Raw genomic sequence first — 17,482 nt, 5'->3', positions numbered from 1 at the left:
TGATTCACCGCCCGGTAACCCCATGCAAGCGCCCCCTGCCGCCACGCCCATCCGCATCGCCATGGTCGAGGACGATGTGCTGTTTCAAGAAGCCCTGCGCGCCAGCATCCAGACGTCGCCCGGCCTGCAGCTGGCCTCGGTCGCCAGCACCCGCGCCGCCGGCCTGGCCTTGCTGGAGCAGGCAGCGGTGGATGTGCTGCTGGTGGACCTAGGCCTGCCCGACGGCTCGGGCATCGACGTGATCCAGGCCGCGCATCAGCGCTGGCCTGCCTGCAACATCATGGTCAGCACGGCGTTTGGCGATGAGATGCACGTGATGCGCTCCCTGGAAGCCGGGGCCTCCGGCTACCTGCTCAAGGACAGCACGCCCGCCTGCATCGCCGCGGAAATCCGCAGCCTGCACGAAGGCGGCAGCCCCATCAGCCCGCTGATCGCGCGGCAAATCCTGCAGCGTTTCCGCAGCCCCGTCGCCACGCCCCAACCGCCTAGCCAGGACAAGCCCCGCGCGGTGCTGTCGGCCCGCGAGCAGGAAGTGCTGGAGTACATCACCAAGGGCTTTACCGCCGAGGAAATCGCCGGGTTGATGGCTGTGTCGCGCCACACCGTGCTGACTTTCGTGCGCCGGGTGTACAAGAAGCTGGAAGTGCACTCCAAGACCGAAGCCATCTATGAGGCGCGCAGCCAGGGCCTGCTTGGTGGGTGAACGGCGGCGCTGGCAGCGCGGGCTGCTCGCCGTGCTGACCCTGTGCAGCGCGCTGGCTGCCTGGGGCGCAGAGCCGGACTGGCACCTCACGCAGGCCCAGGTGGTCAGTGTCGACAGTCACGGCTACCCGCCCGCGCCCCTGATGCTCGACACCCCGCCGCAACCCTCAACGTGGGAAACGGTCACCCTGCCCCACGCACTCAAACACCCCTTGATCAGTGCGCCCGGGGCCTTGAACACGGCCAACCCGCCGACGGTGATCACCTGGTATCGCCTGGCGCTGCCGGCACAGGCACCCACCGATTCGCTGTACATCCCACGCTGGAAAACCGATGGCCAACTGGCGGTCTACGGCGACGGTCGCCTGCTGTACCAGTCCCACGGCGGCATCGACTGGAACGGCTGGAACATCCCCTTGTGGATACCACTGCAAGGCACCGCCCACGACCTGGTGCTGCGCATCGTGCGCCCTCAGGGCACGGGCGGCGGGCTGTCCTCACTGTGGCTGGCCGACCGCGAGGCGCCCAACTGGCGCTACCGCCTGCGTTACCTGTTGCAGGTGGAGCTGCCCTATACCAGCAGCGCCGCGTTCCTGGCGGTGGGGCTGTTTTCACTGATTGTGTGGGTGTGCCTGCGGTACGTGCGGGTGTACCTGCTGTTCTTCTTCATTTCCACCTCCTCCTTCGTGCGTACCCTGCACTATCACGTGGGCGAACAGAAACTGCCGATTCCCGAGGATTGGTTCACTTGGCTGACCATCAACTCGCTGTTCTGGATGGTGCTGGCCACCCATTTCTTCCTCAATGAGCTGCACGGCCGCCTCAAGCCTTGGCTCAACCGCGTGCTGACGCTGATCACGCTGGGGGTGGGCGTGCTCACCCTGCCGCTGCTGTCGGGGGTGGTCGACGCCTACGGCCTGGCGCCGCTGACCTACCTGGGGCTACTGGCCACCGGCACCCTGGTCGCGGTCAATGGCCTGTACGAGTCACGTCGGGCCGGCTCGCGAGACGGCATGCTGCTGGGTGGCTGGGCCGTGGTCGGCATGCTGCTGGGGGGTTACGACTGGCTGCTGCAGAACAACTACGTCAGCATCGAAAACCTGTACCTGGGCCCGTACAGCAACATCGCCGCGTTCCTGATCTTCATGTACATCATCTTCCGCCGCTACCTGACCGCCAACGAAAGCGTGCGCCAGGCCAACGCCAACCTGCTGTCGCAACTCAAGGCGCGGGAAGAGGAACTGCAAGTCAGCTACCAGCGCCTGCGCGAGGTGGAACACCGGCAGACCCTGAGCAACGAACGCCAGCGCCTGATGCAGGACATGCACGACGGCATGGGTTCCTCACTGCTGACCGCCCTGCTGCAGGCGGAAAAAGGCCAGCTGGACGCCTCGATGCTGACCGATGTGCTGAAAAGCTGCATCGACGACCTGAAGCTGACCATCGATTCGCTGGAGCCGGTGCAGGCCGACCTGCTGTTGCTGCTGGCCACGCTGCGCTTTCGCCTGGCGCCGCGCCTGGAAAGCGCCGGCATCAAGCTGCAGTGGGACATCCACAACGTGCCCAGCCTTGAGTGGCTGGACCCGCGCAACAGCCTGCATATCCTGCGCATCCTGCAGGAGGCCTTCGCCAACATCATCAAACACACCCGCGCCACCCACATCCGCGTCACCACCCGCCACGACGGCCACTGGGTGAAAGTGGCCGTGCACGACAACGGCCAGGGCTTCCACCTGCCCGCCGCCACCTTGCGCGGCGGCAAGGGCCTGAGCAACCAGATGCGCCGCGCCCAGGCGATTGGCGCACGCATCGAGTGGCAGTCGGATGAAAACGGCACGTGCATGACCCTGGTGCTGCCTGTGGGGCCCGCCAAACCGTAGCACTGCCCTGTCTCTTCTCCACAGCCCCCCCACCACCCCTGTGGGACCGGGCGAAGCTCGGGAACTGCCCGGCCCGGTAATCCCTGCTGGCCTATTCCCGAGCTTCGCCCGGTCCCACACAAAAAACGGCATGTGCAGGACCCAGCAGCCTGGCCGCAGCGGCTACGGCACCGGCCGCGCAACCTGCGTAGCCGCTGCCGCAGGCTGCGCTGGCCCCTTGCCTCGCTGAAGATCTTCAGCGCCCAACAGCTCCAGGGGCACGCGATACGTCTCCCGCGCGGTATAGGCGGCGAAGGCAGCAACCGCCGTCACCCCGAACGCTACCCCGCCCACCACCCACGGAATATGCTGCGCCCCGGGCGGTGCCAGCAGGGCGAACAGCGCCGGCAACAACGCCGCGGCCGCAGTGCCGACGTTCTGCGAGATGGCCATGGCCGTGACGCGGATGCGGGTGGGGAACATTTCCGGGAAGAAGCTGGGGAACACGGCGTTGAAGCCCTGGTAGGCCACGCCCCACATCAGCATCGCCAACACAAACACCAAGGTCACGTTGTGGATGCTGATGGCGTACAGGTAGGCGAACGACAACAGCCCGCACAACAACGCGCCGACCATGACCGGCGGGCGGCGGCCGATGCGGTCCGACAGCTTGCCCACGAACGGTATCACCAGCACTGCCGTGGCATTGCCCAGCAGCGAGATCCACAGGTACAGGCTGGCCGAGAAGCCGATGCCATAGGCCGGCTGTACCGCATAGGCGGCCCCGAAGATGGTGGTCACGGCGGGGATGACGTTCATGGCGGCCATGCAGATCACCCTCAGCATGTCACGCCAGTGGGTGGTGACGGCCTCGATCACCGGCGCGCGGGCCGCATGAAGGTCGCGCTGCTGGTTGGCAAAGGCCGGAGCCTCGCCCACTTCGCGGCGGATGTACCAGGCGGTGGCGATGATCAGCGCGCTGAGCCAGAACGGTACGCGCCAGCCCCAGGCCAGGAACGCTTCGGGCGTCATGAACGCCTGCAACGGCAAAAACACCGCCGCCGCCAGGATCTGCCCCGCCTGCACGCCCTGGGTGGTGAAGCTTGCGAAAAACCCGCGACGCCCCGCCGGCGCATGCTCCAGCGACAGCGAACTGGAGCCGGATATCTCACCCGCCACGGCAAAGCCCTGCACCAGCCGCAGCGCCACCATCATGATCGGCGCCAGCATGCCCACCTGATCGTAGGTCGGCAGCAGTCCCACCCCCACCGTGGACAGGCCCATCAGCAGCATGCACAGCACCAGCACGCTGCGCCGCCCGTAGGTGTCGCCCACGTGCCCCAGGACGATGGCGCCGATGGGCCGCGCCACATACCCCACCCCATAGGCCGCCAGCGAACCGATGATGGCGATGGCCGGGCTCCAGGACGGAAAAAACAGCTTGGGGAAAATCAGCGAAGCAGCCGTGGCGAAAATGAAGAAGTCGTAGTACTCCAGCGTCGAGCCGATCCAGCCACTGGCGGCGGCCTTTTTCGGTTGCTGGGTGGCGGTGGTGTCGTGGTTCATGTTCCTCTCCGGTGTTGTTTTTGTGGAGTGAGGCGACAGCGGTGCGCGTTTCGCGGGCGCGCAGGTGCCCGTGGCCACGCAACGGGTGCGTGGCGGTTGGGGTCAATGGGTGACGGTGTGCGGGCTACAGCGGCCCTTCGTACTGCAGGATGTTGAGGCCGGCGTTCTGGTCGGTCAGGTACATCAGGCCATTGCTGTCGACGTAGCAGTCATTGGTCTGGGTGACCAGGGTCTTGCCGGGGCGCGGGTCGATCAGCGTGGTGGGCGGCGCGGGCACGTAGTAGCCCACTTCCTGGGGCCGGAAGTGATCGCTGATGTCGTACACCCGTACCCCGGCGTTGTAGTAGGTGGCGAAAATCAGGTGGTTGCTGCGAAACGAGCCCGGGCGCATTTCGTGCAGGTTATGCGGCCCGAACGCGCCGCCCTTGGCGCAGTAATCATCTTCCTTGGGTACCGGGAAGGTCGCCACGCTGACCGGGTTGCTGGGCTCGCGCACGTCGAACATCCACATGTAGCGCAGCCCGTCACGGCAGCTCTCGAAGGTGGGCTCGTCAGCCAGCACCAGCAGGTTGCGATCGGGAATGGGCAACGGCGAATGGGTGCCGCCGCCGAAGGGTGGGTCGGTGTTGCGGTGCACCACCAGCACCGGGTTTTCCGGGTCGCTGATGTCCATGATGGTCATACCGCCGTCGCGCCAGGCGCCGTAGGCCAGGTTGCCGGCCACCACCACGTGGTGCAGGGCGTAGCGGCGCCCGGCCTTCCAGCTGGGGGTCTCGCCGCCGGCGGTCCACATGCCGGGGATCCAGCACTTGCCCACCACGCGCGGGCGGGTGGGGTCGATCAGGTCGACCACTGCCAGGATCTGATCGGTGAAACCGGTGAAATGGATGGAGGCGTAGGCGTAGCGGCCGCCCACGTACCAGATGCGCTGCGGGCCCAGGCCGTCCACCGGCATGAAGCCGATCTCGCGGGGCTTCTCCGGGCGCGAGATGTCGTACACGCGGATGCCGGAGGTGAAGCGGCTCAGCTTGTCGCTGAGGATCTCGGCCGGCGAACGGCTGAAGTAGTTTTCGCCCTCCTCGGCGAACTCTTTCATGGACCAGACGCTGGGGGCGTTGACCACCAGCAGCAGGTCGTCATGGGCTTGCAGGTGAAAGGCACGGGTGCCCGGCGGGCACTCGATGCAGTCCACCACCCTGGGGTGCTTGGGGTCGCGGACATCCACGGTGGAAATCACGTTGGTGAAGCCATGCCCGATGTAGGCGTAGCCGCGCTGCACCATGATCTGCACGCCATCGGATTTGCCATCCAGGTCCGAATGCCCGACGAAGCTGATGTTTTTTGCCAGAACGGCACCCATGGTTCTCTCCCGAGCCGATGATGAGGGTTGGATGAATGTGAAGACTGTTGCACAGCGAACGCCGGCCCACCAATGCAGCCCTTGCACAGCAGACATGGGTCAGCCGCACGGCAGGGATGGCGTGCGATGCATGCATTTCTGAAGTGCCCGCCGCGCCCTGTGTGCCAACCCGCGCCGCCGCTAGCATCGGGCTTTCCAACCCAGGACCGTGACGGAAGACAAAGCCATGGCAGACAAGAAAATCGCGGCATACAACATCGAAGACCTGCGCCGCCTGGCGCAACGGCGGGTGCCCAAGGGTATCTTCGAATTCGTCGACCGCGGCAGCGAGGACGAGGTGGCGCTGCGCAATAACCGCAGCGCCTTCGAGCGCATCAAGCTGGTGCCCAGTACCCTGATCGACGTGTCCCGGCGTACCCAGGGGATCAACCTGTTCGGCCACGCCATCAAGATGCCGATCGCCATCGCGCCCACTGGCGTGGCGGGGCTGATGTGGTACCAGGGCGAACTGGCGCTGGCCAAGGCGGCGGCTACGGCCGGTATTCCGTTCACCCTGGCCACCGGTTCCATGACCGCCATGGAGACCATCGCCACCGAGGCGCCCGGGCGTTTGTGGTTCCAGCTGTACATGTGGCCCGACCGCCGCCTGTCCCATGCGCTGGTGGAGCGTGCGCGGCTGGCCGGTTTCGAGGCGCTGGTGGTCACCGTGGACGGCGTGGTGCCGGGCAACCGCGAGTACAACCTGCGCAATGGTTTCACCATGCCGTTCTCCTACTCGCGACGCAACATCGTCGATGTGCTGCGCCACCCGCGCTGGATGTTCAGCGTGCTGGGCCGCTACATGGCGGGCGACGGCCTGCCGCGTTACGAGAACTACCCCACCGAGTTGAAAAACCGCATCACCGCAGCGCCCGTGGGCCGCGGCATGCTGCGCAACGACAGCCTGACCTGGGACGACTTGCGCGAGCTGCGCCGCCTGTGGCCGCACACCCTGATCGTCAAGGGCATCATGACCCCGGCCGATGCCTTGCGCGCCCTGGAGTGCGGCGCCGACTCGATCGTGGTGTCCAACCACGGCGGGCGCAACCTGGACAGCACGCGGGCGCCCATCGACGTGCTGCCGGCCATCGCCGACAGCGTGCGCGAGCGCATGACGGTGCTGATGGACAGCGGCGTGCGCCGTGGCAGCGACGTGGTCAAGGCCCTGGCGCTGGGGGCCAAGGCCGTGCTGGTGGGCCGCCCTACCCTGTATGGCACGGCGGTGAACGGCGAGGCAGGCGCGGCGCAGGCCATCGGCATTTTTCGCGAAGAAATCGACCGCATGATGGCGCACATGGGCTGCCGCAGCGTGGCTGAACTGGACCGCCAGCGGGTGTGGGCGCCGCACCTGCACTCAAGCCGGCCGGGTGCCTTGCCAGGCACCGTCTTCGATGAGCTGGTGCACCACGTGGCGGATCAGGCCGTTGAGTACCCATAGGTCCGACGACGAGATCTCGGTGCGGCCCACCGCCAGCGCCACGCAGCGCTCGAACTGCCAATCCTGCAACGAGTGAGCGATCACCCTGCCCTGCTCGATCATGCTGTTGGCCGCCGCCAGCGGCATGATCGCGCAACCGCAGTGCTGGGCCACCAGTTCCAGGGTGATGGCGATGGAGCTGTCGTTGTGCAGCACCACGTTGGGTGTGCAACCGAACTGCGCGCACTTGTCTTCCACGAACACCCGCAGGCCGTGCCGTGAGCTTTTGAGGATCAGCGGTACCTCGCCGAAAGCCGGTGAGGTGAGCTGGCCGGGCCGCAGTTCGAAACCGGGCGGCGAGATCAGATACAGCGGCTCATGCAGCAGCGGTTCGTAGACCTGGCTGCCGGGGTTTTCCGGGCGATACATAATCGCCAAATCCGCCTTGCTGGCGCGCAGGTCGTAGAGAATCTTGTCGGCCAGGGCCTCGGCAAAATGCAGTTGGGAATGGGGGAAGCGCGCGTGCAAGGCGTGGTACAGCTTGCCGAACAGCGGCGTGGCAATGGACGGCTGCGCAACGATATGGATCAGCGAAGGGCCTTGCTGGCGCAGGTCGTGGATGGACGCGCGGGCCTTGTCCATCAGGCTCGCCACCTGGCGCGCGTAACCCAGCAGCACCTCGCCTTCGGGCGACACGCTGACGCCACGACCGGTGCGCAGGAACAGGCGGCTGCCATAGGATTTTTCCAGGCTGGTCATGCGCCGGCTGAGGGTGGACGCGTCACAGCCCACCAGGGTGGCGGCGCCGGCGATGCTGCCGGCGTCGACTACCAGGGAAAAGAATGCCAAGTCGTCGGAATTCATCGTGCGCGCCTCAGTGGTGGTGCACAACCTGCGTGCGCTCGCCTTCCTGGCCCCGGCCCGGGGCCTCATCGGTCATGTCCGCGCCCGTGGCGTTGGGCAGGCACAGCGCCGCGATAAAGGCGATCAGGTACGACGTGATCGCGAACAGGCCCATGGCGGTCGGCAGGCCCATGTCAGTGGAGGCGAAGCCCACGGCCGCCGGCATGATCGAGCCAAAGCCACGGCCAAAGCTGGTGCAGAACCCGGCGCCGTTGGCACGGATGCGCGTGGGGTATAACTCAGCGAAGGCCACCGGCAGCCCCGACGCCAGGCCACCCTGGAAGGCGCCCAGCAGCAGGCCCAGGCCAAGGGTCACGGCCATGTTGATGGGCGCGAAGGTGTACACCGCCACCACGCAGGCCTGGCACGCCAGGAACAGCATGAACGCCCTGCCGCGGCTGATGCCATCGCTGATGCGGCCGTAGATGAACGGCCCCAGCAGCGAGCCGACGATGTTCACCGCCAGGTAGCCGGAGGTCGACGCAACCGGGAGGTTGAGCACCATGCGCATGTAGGTGGGCAGCCAGGTGATCATGATATAGGCGCCGCCGAAAATGCCGCTGGCCAGTACCGTGCTGATCAGGGTGACGCGACGGTGCTCGGCGCCGAAGATCTCGCGCAGGTCGACGCGCTGGCGCTTCTGGCTGGCACGGGTAAAGGCTTCGGATTCCGGTACCAGGCGGCGAATGAACCAGATCAGCGCAGCCGGTAGCAGGCCGATGGCGAAAAAGGCCCGCCAGGCGATATCCTCGGGCAGCCAGGCGAACACCACGGGCATCAACGTCAGCGAGATGGCGTAGCCCACCGCATAGCCGCTCTGCACCGAAGCCGCCACTCGACCCCGCAGCGCCGGGGCAATGGCTTCGCTGATCAGCACCGCGCCGACCACCGCTTCCCCGCCATAACCGATGCCCTGCAGAAAGCGCACCGGCAGGAACTCCCAGAAGCTGCTGCACAGGCCTGCCAGACAGGTGAACAACGCCACCCACAAGACTGTGCCTTGCATCACCCGCACTCGACCGTAGCGGTCCGCCAATAGCCCCGCGCCCCAGCCGCCGATGGCGCTGCCGATCAACGACACCGAACCAAGCATGCCGGCGTCGGACTTGCTCAGGGCCAGCACGGTCATCAGCACCGGCATCATCAGGGCGTAGATGGTGGAGTCCATGGAATCGAGGGTAAAACCGCCGAAGCAGGCCCAGTAGGTGCGCTTTTCCTTGGGCGTGAGCGCTGAGTACCAACCTAGTCGCATGGGGGGAGTCCTGTCGTTTTTATAGTGACTCCGATGCTACTGCCGTGGCGGACCCGGCAGCGGTGCCAATCGCTGATACAGCCAGCGGTTCTTTTTATCGATCAGGCAAACCTTACCGGCCTTTCGCGAGCAAGGGCTATGCGCCCCCCCTTTCTCCCACAGTGTAAAGACCCAAATCGGGTTTAGCCTGGCACCGGTAGGAGCGGGCCGTGCCCGCGAAGCAGGCGCCGCCGTATGTCAGGCAGTTCGCGGTGAGGCCTTCGCGGCCACAGGCCGCTCCTACAGAGTGCTGGGTTGAACTGAATGTTTGCCCAAAACCATAGAATCTCCCACAGCATCAAGGCTCACATCGGTGTCTGCATTGGCAGTGTGGGAGCAAAGCTTGCTCGCGAGTGGCCGGTACTGGCACCACTGGCATCATCGAGTGTGCATAGCTGATATGCACTGAAACCCTCCAGCAAGCCGCCATACTAGGCGCACTTTTCTGCAACCCAAGGCCCCACCATGCGCCACCTGAAATCCTCGGCATTCGCCCTCCTCACTCTGTGCAGCGCCCACGCCCTGGCCGATTCATCGGTCTATGCCGTCAGCCACGTCGACATCGAACCACCCCAGGTCAAGACCGCCCTGACCCTGCTGCACACCTTCGCCGACCAGGCCCGCCACGACCCCGACGTGGTGCGCCTGGACGTGCTGGAACAGACCGATGCCAAGAATCACTTCACCCTGGTGGAAGTATTGCGCTCCCCCGCCGCCTACGATCGCTTCGTGCAACAAGGCTACGTCAAGCAGATGCGCACCCAACTGCAACCGCTGCTGGGCAGCCCCTTTGACGAACGCCTGCACGCCCAAGTCGCGAGCGGCGCCTGAATGAAGCCGGTCACGACGTGGCTGCATGGCCTGGCCTGCGCCCTGTTGCTTACCCACCCCCCTGCTGGAGCTGCTGAAATGGAACCCCACGCCCTGATCACCGCCTTCGCCCCACACGGCACGCTGCGCGCCTCGATCAACACCGGCAACCCGATCCTGGCGCACCTGGACGCGGCCACCGGCCAGCCGGCCGGAGTTTCCGTGGACCTGGCACACGAGTTGGCCCGCCGGTTGGGGGTGCCGCTGCAACTGGTGACCGTGACCTCCGCAGGCGCCGCCGTGGACAACGTGGAGCACGGCAACGCCGACGTCGGCTTCTTCGCCATCGACCCCGCGCGCGGCCAGGCCATCGCGTTCACCCAGGCGTATGTGGAAATCGAGGGCGTGTACGCGGTACGCGACGACTCGCCCATCACCACCGCCGAGCAGGTGGACCAGCCCGGGACTACCGTCGCCGTCAGCAAAGGCAGCGCCTATGACCTGTTCCTGACTCGCACCCTGCATCAGGCCACGCTGGTGCGTTTGCCCACTTCGCCCGGCATCGTGCAGGGGTTTGTGGAGCAGAAGCTGAGCGTGGCCGCAGGTATTCGTCAGCAGATGGAAAAGGACATCGCGCGGGTGGGTGGAATGAGGATTGTGGAGCCGCACTTCATGGTCATTAGACAGGCCATGGCGGTGCCCAAGGCCAAGGGGCCTGAGGCTGCCGAGTACCTGACGGCCTTCATCGAAGAGATGAAGAAGTCAGGCTTCGTCGAACAGGCGCTGGTGCGCAACCACATTGAGGGTGCCAGCGTGGCGCCATAGCATGAGGATCCTGTAGCCGCTGCCGCAGGCTGCGCTGGCCCTGATTACGCTGTGGATTTTCAGGGTTCACACCGACCAGCGCAGCCTGACGGCAGCGGCTACGGTCATTTCAAGGCCTGCACCAAGGCCAGATTGAACGCCGCCGGGTCTTCCATTTGCGGCGCATGCCCCTTGCCCGGGAACTCGATCAGGCGCGCACCGGGAATACGCTCGGCCGTCTGCCTGCCCAGCACCGCGTAATGCCCCACCCGCGCCTTGACCTCGGGCGGTGCGATGTCGCTGCCGATGGCCGTGGTATCCGCATCGCCAATCATCAGCAGCGTCGGCACCTTGAGCTGCGGCAGTTCGTAGTACACCGGCTGGGTGAAGATCATGTCGTAGATCAACGCCGAGTTCCACGCCACCTTGGCGTGTCCCGGCCCCTGGTTCAGGCCGGCGAGCATGTCCACCCAGCGATCGTACTCAGGCTTCCAGCGCCCTACGTAATACGTATTCTTTTCGTAATTGCGGATGCCCTCGGCATTGAGCTTGAGCTCACGCTGGTACCACTGGTCGACACTGCGCCACGGCACGCCCAGGGCTTTCCAGTCCTCCAGGCCAATGGGGTTGACCATCACCAGTTGCTGGGTGGCCTGGGGGTAGACCAGCGCATAGCGCGCCGCCAACATGCCGCCGGTGGAGTGGCCAATGATCGTGGCCTTGTCAACGCCGAGGCTGGCGAGCAACTCATGGGTATTGGCCGCCAGCTGCTGGAAGCTGTACTGATAATGGTCCGGTTTGCTGGAGGTACAGAAGCCGATCTGGTCCGGCGCCACCACGCGGTAACCGGCAGCGCTCAGGGCCTTGATGCTGTCGTCCCAGGTGGCGCCGCAGAAGTTCTTGCCGTGCAGCAGCACCACCGTGCGACCGTTGCCAGCCACGCTCGGTGCCACGTCCATGTAGCCCATGTCCAGCGATTGCCCCTGGGAGTTGAACAGGTAGTGATGCACCGGATAGGGGTAGCTGAAGCCTTGCAACTGCGGCCCGTAGGTGGGGGCCGCCGATACGCTCAGGGCCAGCGCCGACAGGGAACCGGCCAACAGCAGCCGCGCTCGGGTTAACGGGGACATGGATTTTTCCTCCAAAGAAACCAAGGGTTGCATTGCATCATTATGCGGGGGTTAACTGCCCATGTTTAGCGCACAAATCTGCTATGCACCACCTGCAATGGCCGCTGCGCCAGAATTGCCTTCCCTAACGCTGCCGGAGCCTGCGATGAATTCCGATGACCTTGCCCTGTTTGCCCACGTGGCCAGGCACGCCAGCATCTCCCGCACCGCCATGGCCCTGGGCGCCGACCAGTCGACCATCAGCCGCCGCGTCAGCCTGCTGGAAACCGAGCTGGGCACCCGGCTGTTCCATCGCAGCGGCCGCGGCGTGACCCTGACCGAACGCGGCCAGCAACTGCTGGGCTACGCCAGCACCCTGGCCGACACCCTGCAGGCCGCCGAACGCGCCATGCGCGACAGCGCCGAAAACGGCCCGGCCAGGCTGTGCATTGCTGCGCAACCGACCATCGCGCGCATCCTGTTCGGGCGCCTGGGGCATGCCTTGAAAGCGCGCTACCCAAACACCCGCGTGCACTTCGTCGAGGGCTTGGCGGCCGATGTGCTGTCACGCCTGAGCGAAGGCGTGGTGGACCTGGCGCTGGTGTACCTGCCCGAGCACCCGGGCGCGCTGCAACATGACCCGTTGCTGCGCGAAGGCGTGCGCCTGATCACGCCCAGTGATTATCCGCTGACGGGCGACAGCATCGAGGTGAAGGCGCTGGGGGACATCCCGCTGATTTTGCCCAGCACTCACCATGGCCTGCGCCTGCTGGTGGAGTCGCTGGCCCTGCGCGCCGGCTTCACCCCGCGCATTGCGCTGGAATGCGACGGTTCGATCTCGATCACCAAGCGCCTGGTGCTGGAGCGCTGTGGGTGCACGGTGTTGCCCGAGGCGGCGGTGATCGAGGAGGTCCAGGCCGGGCGCCTGAAAAGCTACGCCCTGGCAGACCCCGACGTCAGCCGCACCATCGCCATGGTCTGGCCGAAGAACCGGGTGACGGCCGACGGCCTGTGGGCGGTGACGCAGATCATCCGCCAACAGACCGCGCAACTGCTGGAGCAAGGGCTGTGGCCGGGGGCAACCCTGCTCCAGCCAGCCCCTAGCGCTTGACCAGAGTGCCGTCCACCCGCCACCACTGGCCGCTGCCGTCTGCATCGCGCAAGGGCTCGGGCAGCAAGGCCTGCGGCACATTCTGATAGCACACCGGGCGCAGGAAGCGGTCGATGGCCGTCGCCCCCACCGAGGTGCTGCGGGCATCGGACGTCGCCGGGAACGGCCCGCCATGCACCATCGCGTGATTGACCTCCACGCCGGTGGGGAACTCGTTGAACAGGATGCGCCCCGCCTTGCGCTCCAATGGCCCCAGCAGCGTGGCGGCGAGCGCGGCGTCCTCGTCATCGGCGTGCAAGGTGGCGGTCAACTGGCCTTCCAGGGCCCGCGCCACCTGCAGCAGTTCGTCAGGGTGGCGGCACACCACCAGCAGCGCGCTGGGGCCGAAGTTTTCATCGGCCAACGCGGGGTTGGCGAGGAAGCGGGCCGCCTCCACGTGAAACACGGCGGCCTGGGGCGTGCCGTCGGCGGTTTGGCCGACCGCGATGCGGGCCACGCCATTGGCCTGTTCCAGGCGTTCAACGCCCTGACGGTAGGCGCCTAAAATGCCGGGGGTGAGCATGGTCGCCGGCGCCTTGTGCGCCAACGCCTGCGCCACCTCACTGACGAAGCTCACCAGGTGCGGCCCCTCCAGCGCCAGCAGCAGGCCGGGGTTAGTGCAGAACTGCCCGGCCCCCAGCACCAGCGAATCGACAAAGCCGCGGGCGATGGCCTGCCCGCGCGCCGCCAGCGCCGCCGGCAGCAGGAACAGCGGATTGATGCTGCTCATCTCCGCATACACCGGGATCGGCACGGGGCGCGCCTGGGCGGCTTGCACCAGCGCCAGGCCACCGCGCCGCGAGCCGGTAAAGCCCACGGCCTGCACCGCAGGGTGCTTGACCAGCGCCTGGCCAATGGCGATGTCCTTGTCGATCAACAACGAAAACACCCCGTCGGGCATGCCGGTATCGGCCGCGGCCCGCTGGATGACCCGCGCCACCAGTTCACTGGTGCCCAGGTGCGCCGGGTGCGCCTTGACGATCACCGGGCAACCGGCGGCCAGGGCCGAGGCGGTATCGCCGCCGGCCACCGAAAACGCCAGCGGAAAGTTGCTGGCGCCGAACACCGCCACAGGGCCCAGGCCGATGCGCCGCTGGCGCGAATCGCTGCGCGGCAGGGGCTGGCGCTGCGGCTGGGCGGTGTCCAGCACCCGACCGTGCCAGGCGCCGTCGCGCAGCAGATCGGCGAACAGCTTCAACTGATTGACCGTGCGCAGCCGCTCGCCTTCCAGGCGCGCCCTGGGCAGGCCGCTTTCCAGCGCCACCCGCTCGATCAAGGTGTCGCCCAACGCCAGCAAGCCTTCACCAATGGCTTCCAGAAACCGGGCGCGCTGGGCATCGGGTAGCTGGCGGTAGGCATCGCATGCGCCGTCGGCCAGTTCGCAGGCCGTGTCCACATCGGCAAGGGTGCTGACGCCAAAGGTCGGCCCCAGCGCCTCGCCGGTGGCGGCGGCGTACGCTTCGACGTCCCCACCCAGGCCACGAAACGCGCGCTGGCCGATGATCATGTGTCCTAGTACGTGCATCGTGTCTTTCCTCAATCCAGCCGGGCCTGGGGGGTGATCTGTTTAGGGTCCACGCACAACTCGATCAGCGCCGGCACGCCCGCTGCCTGGGCACGCTCAAAGGCGTCAGCGAAGTCGGCGGTGCGCTCGACCCGTTCCGCATGGGCACCGAACGCGCGGGCCAGGCCGATGAAGTCCGGATTGGCCAGCTCGGTGGCCGACACCCGTCCCGGGTACTCGCGCTCCTGGTGCATGCGGATGGTGCCCAGCATGCTGTTGTTGACCACGATCACCACCAGCGGCGCCTTGAACTGCATGGCGGTGGCCAGCTCCTGCGGGTACATCATGAAGCAGCCGTCACCGGCGAAGCACACCACCGTGCGCTGAGTCGCGTGCAGCTTGGCGGCGATGGCGGCCGGCAGGCCGTAGCCCATGGCACCGTTGGTGGGCGCCAGCTCCGTGGCGGGTTGGCGATAGCGGAAGAAGCGATGCACCCACACGGTGTAGTTGCCGGCGCCGTTGCTGATGATGGCATCGTCGGGCAGCACGGCGTTCAGGTGCGCCATGACCGCGCCCATGTCCACGCCGGCCAGTTGCGGGTGGGCGGCTGGCGGGGTGGAATGCTCCAGGTAATCGGCGCGGGCGGCTGCGGTCCAGTCCTGCCAGGTGCTGGCGTCGACGGGTTCAAGTTGCGCCGCGGCCACGGCGAAACGGCTCAGCGCGGCGAGTATCGGCAACTCGGCGTGGTAGACGCGGTTGAGCTCCTGGGGATCGGGGTGCACATGGATCATCGGCTGATCGCCGAACAGCGTGTAGCCCTGAGACACGGTTTCACTCAGGCGCGAGCCGATCACCAGCAACAGGTCGGCGTCCTTGACCCGTTGCAACAGCTTGGGCGAGGTGCCCAATCCCAGCTGGCCGACGTAGTGCGGGTCGCGGTTGTCGAACAGGTCCTGGCGGCGGAACGAGGACGCCACCGGCAGGTGGTTGTCGTGCACAAAACGACGCAACGCGGCGCTGCCCTCGGCATCCCAGCCGGTACCACCCAGGATCACCAACGGGCGACGTGCCGTGGCCAATCGCTCGCGCAGTTCGGCCAGGGCCGAGGTGTCCGGGACAGCCTTGGCGATGCGCACGGGCGGCGCGTCTGCCACCTGCGCGGTGCCGAACAGCACTTCTTCCGGCAAGGCGATGACCACCGGCCCCGGCCGCCCCGACAGCGCAATGCTGAAGGCCTTGCTGACGATTTCCGGGATGCGCTGGATGCTGTCGATCTCCGCCACCCACTTGGCCAGGCCGCCGAACATCTGCCCGTAGTCCACTTCCTGGAACGCCTCGCGCCCCTTGAAGCTGCTTTCCACCTGGCCGACAAACAGGATCATCGGCGTGGAGTCCTGGCGGGCCGTGTGCACGCCATTGCTGGCGTGGGTGGCGCCGGGGCCGCGGGTCACGAAGCAGATGCCCGGCCGGCCGGTGAGCTTGCCGTAGGCATCGGCCATGTTCGAGGCCGCGCCTTCATGGCGGGTAACGATGGTGCGGATTGCCGGCACGTCGCACAGGGCATCGAGCACCGGCAAGTAGCTTTCCCCCGGCACGCAGTACAGGGTGTCGACGCCATTGGCCTGCAGGGCCTGGACGAGAATCTGGCCGCCATTACGCGGTTGCTTGAGATCAGACATAGAGTTCGAGTTCCTTGTTACGGGTTTCCGGCAAGACCAACGCCACGATAAACACCAGCAGATACGCACACGCCGCCCACACGCCGATGGACGCGGCCAGGCCAAACGCACCGCTGCTCAGGCCGACGCCGGCGGGCACCAGCGCCCCTACCCCGCGGCCGAAGTTGTAGGAGAAGCCCCCGGCACTGCCGCGGATCTGCGCGGGGAACAGTTCGGTAAAGCAGGCGCCCATGCCCGAGACGATGCCCGACTGGAAAAAGCCCAACGGGAATCCCAGCAATAACAGGGTCCACATCGGCAACGCTAACTGGGTGTAGACCAGCACGGTGATGGTCGCGCCCACCGCCGACAGGGCGAAGGTACGCCGCCGCCCCAGGCTATCGCTCAGATGAGCCATGCACAGGTAGCCGACGAACGAGCCAACGATGTTCACCGCCAGGTAGAGGGTGGTCATGTTGATGGTCAGGCCCTGGGTTTCGCGCAGGTAGGTGACCAGCCAGGTGAGGATGGTGTAATTGCCGCCCAGGGCGCCTGCGGCCATGGCCGAGGCCATCAGGGTGAGCGGTAGCACGCGAGGGGAGAAAATCAGCAGGAAGGTGGAGCCCACCGAAGTCTGCTCACGCTGCACGGCGGCCGCTTCAAACGCCTCGGATTCCTGCACGTTGCGGCGCATCCACAGCACCAGCAGGCCGGGCAGCACGCCGATCAGGAACAGCACCCGCCAGGCGCTGTGGTCGGGCAGCAGGCTGAAGGTAGCCCAGTAGGCCAGCGCCGCGATGGCATAGCCCACCGGCCACCCGGCCTGCACCGAGCCCACGGCGCGGCCACGAATGCTTTTGTCCACCACCTCGCCGATCAGCACCGCACCGGCCGCCCATTCGCCGCCAAAGCCCAGACCCTGGAGGCTGCGGGTCAACAGCAGGCTGTGGAACGAATCGGTGAAGGCCGACAGGCCGGTGAACAGCGAAAACCACAGGATCGCCAGCTTCAGCACCCGCACCCGGCCGATGCGGTCGGCCAGGACGCCGGCGATCACGCCGCCCAGGGCCGAAGCGATCAGCGCCGAGGTACCGATCACGCCGGCTTCGCCCTTGGTCATGCCCCACAGGGTGAGCAAGGTGGGGATGACGAAGGCGAACAGCTGGACGTCCATCGCATCCAGTGCCCAGCCCATGAAACACGCCCAGAACGTGCGCCGCTGCTGCGGCGCCATACTGCTGTACCACGACTGCATGCCAGACTCCCACGCGCTTGTGCGCTGTTTTTGTTGGAAGCTGGAGTATGCAAGG

14 protein-coding genes are annotated in these 17,482 nt (G+C 66.3%); 6 read left to right on the top strand and 8 right to left on the bottom strand.

The window, feature by feature from the left end:
• The first annotated feature begins 22 nt into the window (after positions 1-22).
• A complete protein-coding gene (locus ACZ9GA_RS09660) occupies positions 23-703 on the top strand; it encodes a response regulator (RefSeq protein WP_457362887.1) in 681 nt (226 codons plus the stop codon).
• Positions 696-2,582, top strand: coding sequence for a sensor histidine kinase (locus ACZ9GA_RS09655; RefSeq protein ID WP_457362888.1), 1,887 nt, complete (start codon positions 696-698; stop codon positions 2,580-2,582). The genes ACZ9GA_RS09660 and ACZ9GA_RS09655 overlap by 8 nt, the downstream gene beginning before the upstream one ends.
• A 162-nt stretch (positions 2,583-2,744) precedes the next feature.
• Here ACZ9GA_RS09655 and ACZ9GA_RS09650 read toward each other — a convergent pair whose 3' ends face one another.
• Positions 2,745-4,127 (bottom strand): MFS transporter, encoded by a 1,383-nt coding sequence (locus ACZ9GA_RS09650; protein WP_457362889.1) that lies wholly within the window; start codon positions 4,125-4,127, stop codon positions 2,745-2,747.
• Between the two features lie 124 nt (positions 4,128-4,251).
• Complete coding sequence (locus tag ACZ9GA_RS09645; RefSeq protein WP_457362890.1) at positions 4,252-5,487, bottom strand: LVIVD repeat-containing protein; 1,236 nt, start codon at positions 5,485-5,487, stop codon at positions 4,252-4,254.
• A 226-nt stretch (positions 5,488-5,713) separates the two neighbouring features.
• On the opposite strand from ACZ9GA_RS09645, the gene ACZ9GA_RS09640 reads away from it, so the two are divergent.
• Positions 5,714-6,964, top strand: coding sequence for an alpha-hydroxy acid oxidase (locus tag ACZ9GA_RS09640; protein WP_457362891.1), 1,251 nt, complete (start codon positions 5,714-5,716; stop codon positions 6,962-6,964).
• On the opposite strand, the gene ACZ9GA_RS09635 is transcribed toward ACZ9GA_RS09640, so the two are convergent.
• Both ACZ9GA_RS09635 and ACZ9GA_RS09630 read right to left on the bottom strand, forming a co-directional pair.
• Positions 6,881-7,807: a LysR family transcriptional regulator gene (locus ACZ9GA_RS09635; RefSeq protein WP_457362892.1), complete on the bottom strand. Its 927-nt coding sequence runs from the start codon at positions 7,805-7,807 to the stop codon at positions 6,881-6,883. The two genes, ACZ9GA_RS09640 and ACZ9GA_RS09635, sit on opposite strands and share 84 nt — an antisense overlap.
• Positions 7,808-7,817: 10 nt before the next feature.
• The gene (locus tag ACZ9GA_RS09630; protein WP_457362893.1) at positions 7,818-9,098 is read right to left on the bottom strand and encodes an MFS transporter; all 1,281 of its coding nucleotides are present in this window, start codon (positions 9,096-9,098) and stop codon (positions 7,818-7,820) included.
• A 504-nt stretch (positions 9,099-9,602) separates the two neighbouring features.
• Between ACZ9GA_RS09630 and ACZ9GA_RS09625 the strand changes: the two genes are divergently transcribed.
• Together ACZ9GA_RS09625 and ACZ9GA_RS09620 are read left to right on the top strand one after the other, a co-directional pair.
• A complete protein-coding gene (locus ACZ9GA_RS09625; protein WP_457362894.1) occupies positions 9,603-9,968 on the top strand; it encodes a putative quinol monooxygenase in 366 nt (121 codons plus the stop codon).
• 78 nt (positions 9,969-10,046) lie between these two features.
• Complete coding sequence (locus ACZ9GA_RS09620) at positions 10,047-10,772, top strand: ABC transporter substrate-binding protein (protein WP_457362895.1); 726 nt, start codon at positions 10,047-10,049, stop codon at positions 10,770-10,772.
• Positions 10,773-10,876: 104 nt separating this feature from the next.
• On the opposite strand, the gene ACZ9GA_RS09615 is transcribed toward ACZ9GA_RS09620, so the two are convergent.
• Positions 10,877-11,881, bottom strand: coding sequence for an alpha/beta fold hydrolase (locus tag ACZ9GA_RS09615; RefSeq protein WP_457362896.1), 1,005 nt, complete (start codon positions 11,879-11,881; stop codon positions 10,877-10,879).
• A gap of 145 nt (positions 11,882-12,026) precedes the next feature.
• Between ACZ9GA_RS09615 and ACZ9GA_RS09610 the strand changes: the two genes are divergently transcribed.
• Positions 12,027-12,971, top strand: a complete 945-nt coding sequence (locus tag ACZ9GA_RS09610) for a LysR family transcriptional regulator (RefSeq protein WP_457362897.1) — start codon at positions 12,027-12,029, stop codon at positions 12,969-12,971.
• Here the strand turns inward: ACZ9GA_RS09610 and ACZ9GA_RS09605 are convergent.
• The 3 genes from ACZ9GA_RS09605 to ACZ9GA_RS09595 are packed head-to-tail and all read right to left on the bottom strand — an operon-like array spanning position 12,961 to position 17,427.
• Complete coding sequence (locus tag ACZ9GA_RS09605; RefSeq protein WP_457362898.1) at positions 12,961-14,535, bottom strand: aldehyde dehydrogenase (NADP(+)); 1,575 nt, start codon at positions 14,533-14,535, stop codon at positions 12,961-12,963. The two genes, ACZ9GA_RS09610 and ACZ9GA_RS09605, sit on opposite strands and share 11 nt — an antisense overlap.
• 11 nt (positions 14,536-14,546) lie before the next feature.
• On the bottom strand, positions 14,547-16,193 hold the full coding sequence (locus tag ACZ9GA_RS09600; protein WP_457362899.1) for a thiamine pyrophosphate-binding protein: 1,647 nt from the start codon (positions 16,191-16,193) through the stop codon (positions 14,547-14,549).
• Positions 16,186-17,427: an MFS transporter gene (locus tag ACZ9GA_RS09595; RefSeq protein WP_457362900.1), complete on the bottom strand. Its 1,242-nt coding sequence runs from the start codon at positions 17,425-17,427 to the stop codon at positions 16,186-16,188. Before ACZ9GA_RS09595 ends, ACZ9GA_RS09600 begins: the two co-directional genes overlap by 8 nt.
• Positions 17,428-17,482: the final 55 nt, after the last annotated feature.

Source organism: Pseudomonas sp. TE3644, assembly GCF_056278815.1.
Note: the sequence above shows the minus strand (reverse complement) of the source record. Positions and strands in the feature narration are given on the sequence as shown.

Bases quoted from the DNA above. Each gene is read 5' to 3' on its own strand.
- ACZ9GA_RS09630 (WP_457362893.1), bottom strand. From the start codon at position 9,098: ATGCGACTAGGTTGGTACTCAGCGCTCACGCCCAAGGAAAAGCGCACC.
- ACZ9GA_RS09635 (WP_457362892.1), bottom strand. From the start codon at position 7,807: ATGAATTCCGACGACTTGGCATTCTTTTCCCTGGTAGTCGACGCCGGC.
- ACZ9GA_RS09650 (WP_457362889.1), bottom strand. From the start codon at position 4,127: ATGAACCACGACACCACCGCCACCCAGCAACCGAAAAAGGCCGCCGCC.
- ACZ9GA_RS09645 (WP_457362890.1), bottom strand. From the start codon at position 5,487: ATGGGTGCCGTTCTGGCAAAAAACATCAGCTTCGTCGGGCATTCGGAC.
- ACZ9GA_RS09595 (WP_457362900.1), bottom strand. From the start codon at position 17,427: ATGCAGTCGTGGTACAGCAGTATGGCGCCGCAGCAGCGGCGCACGTTC.
- ACZ9GA_RS09605 (WP_457362898.1), bottom strand. From the start codon at position 14,535: ATGCACGTACTAGGACACATGATCATCGGCCAGCGCGCGTTTCGTGGC.
- ACZ9GA_RS09600 (WP_457362899.1), bottom strand. From the start codon at position 16,193: ATGTCTGATCTCAAGCAACCGCGTAATGGCGGCCAGATTCTCGTCCAG.
- ACZ9GA_RS09620 (WP_457362895.1), top strand. From the start codon at position 10,047: ATGGAACCCCACGCCCTGATCACCGCCTTCGCCCCACACGGCACGCTG.
- ACZ9GA_RS09640 (WP_457362891.1), top strand. From the start codon at position 5,714: ATGGCAGACAAGAAAATCGCGGCATACAACATCGAAGACCTGCGCCGC.
- ACZ9GA_RS09615 (WP_457362896.1), bottom strand. From the start codon at position 11,881: ATGTCCCCGTTAACCCGAGCGCGGCTGCTGTTGGCCGGTTCCCTGTCG.
- ACZ9GA_RS09625 (WP_457362894.1), top strand. From the start codon at position 9,603: ATGCGCCACCTGAAATCCTCGGCATTCGCCCTCCTCACTCTGTGCAGC.
- ACZ9GA_RS09660 (WP_457362887.1), top strand. From the start codon at position 23: ATGCAAGCGCCCCCTGCCGCCACGCCCATCCGCATCGCCATGGTCGAG.
- ACZ9GA_RS09610 (WP_457362897.1), top strand. From the start codon at position 12,027: ATGAATTCCGATGACCTTGCCCTGTTTGCCCACGTGGCCAGGCACGCC.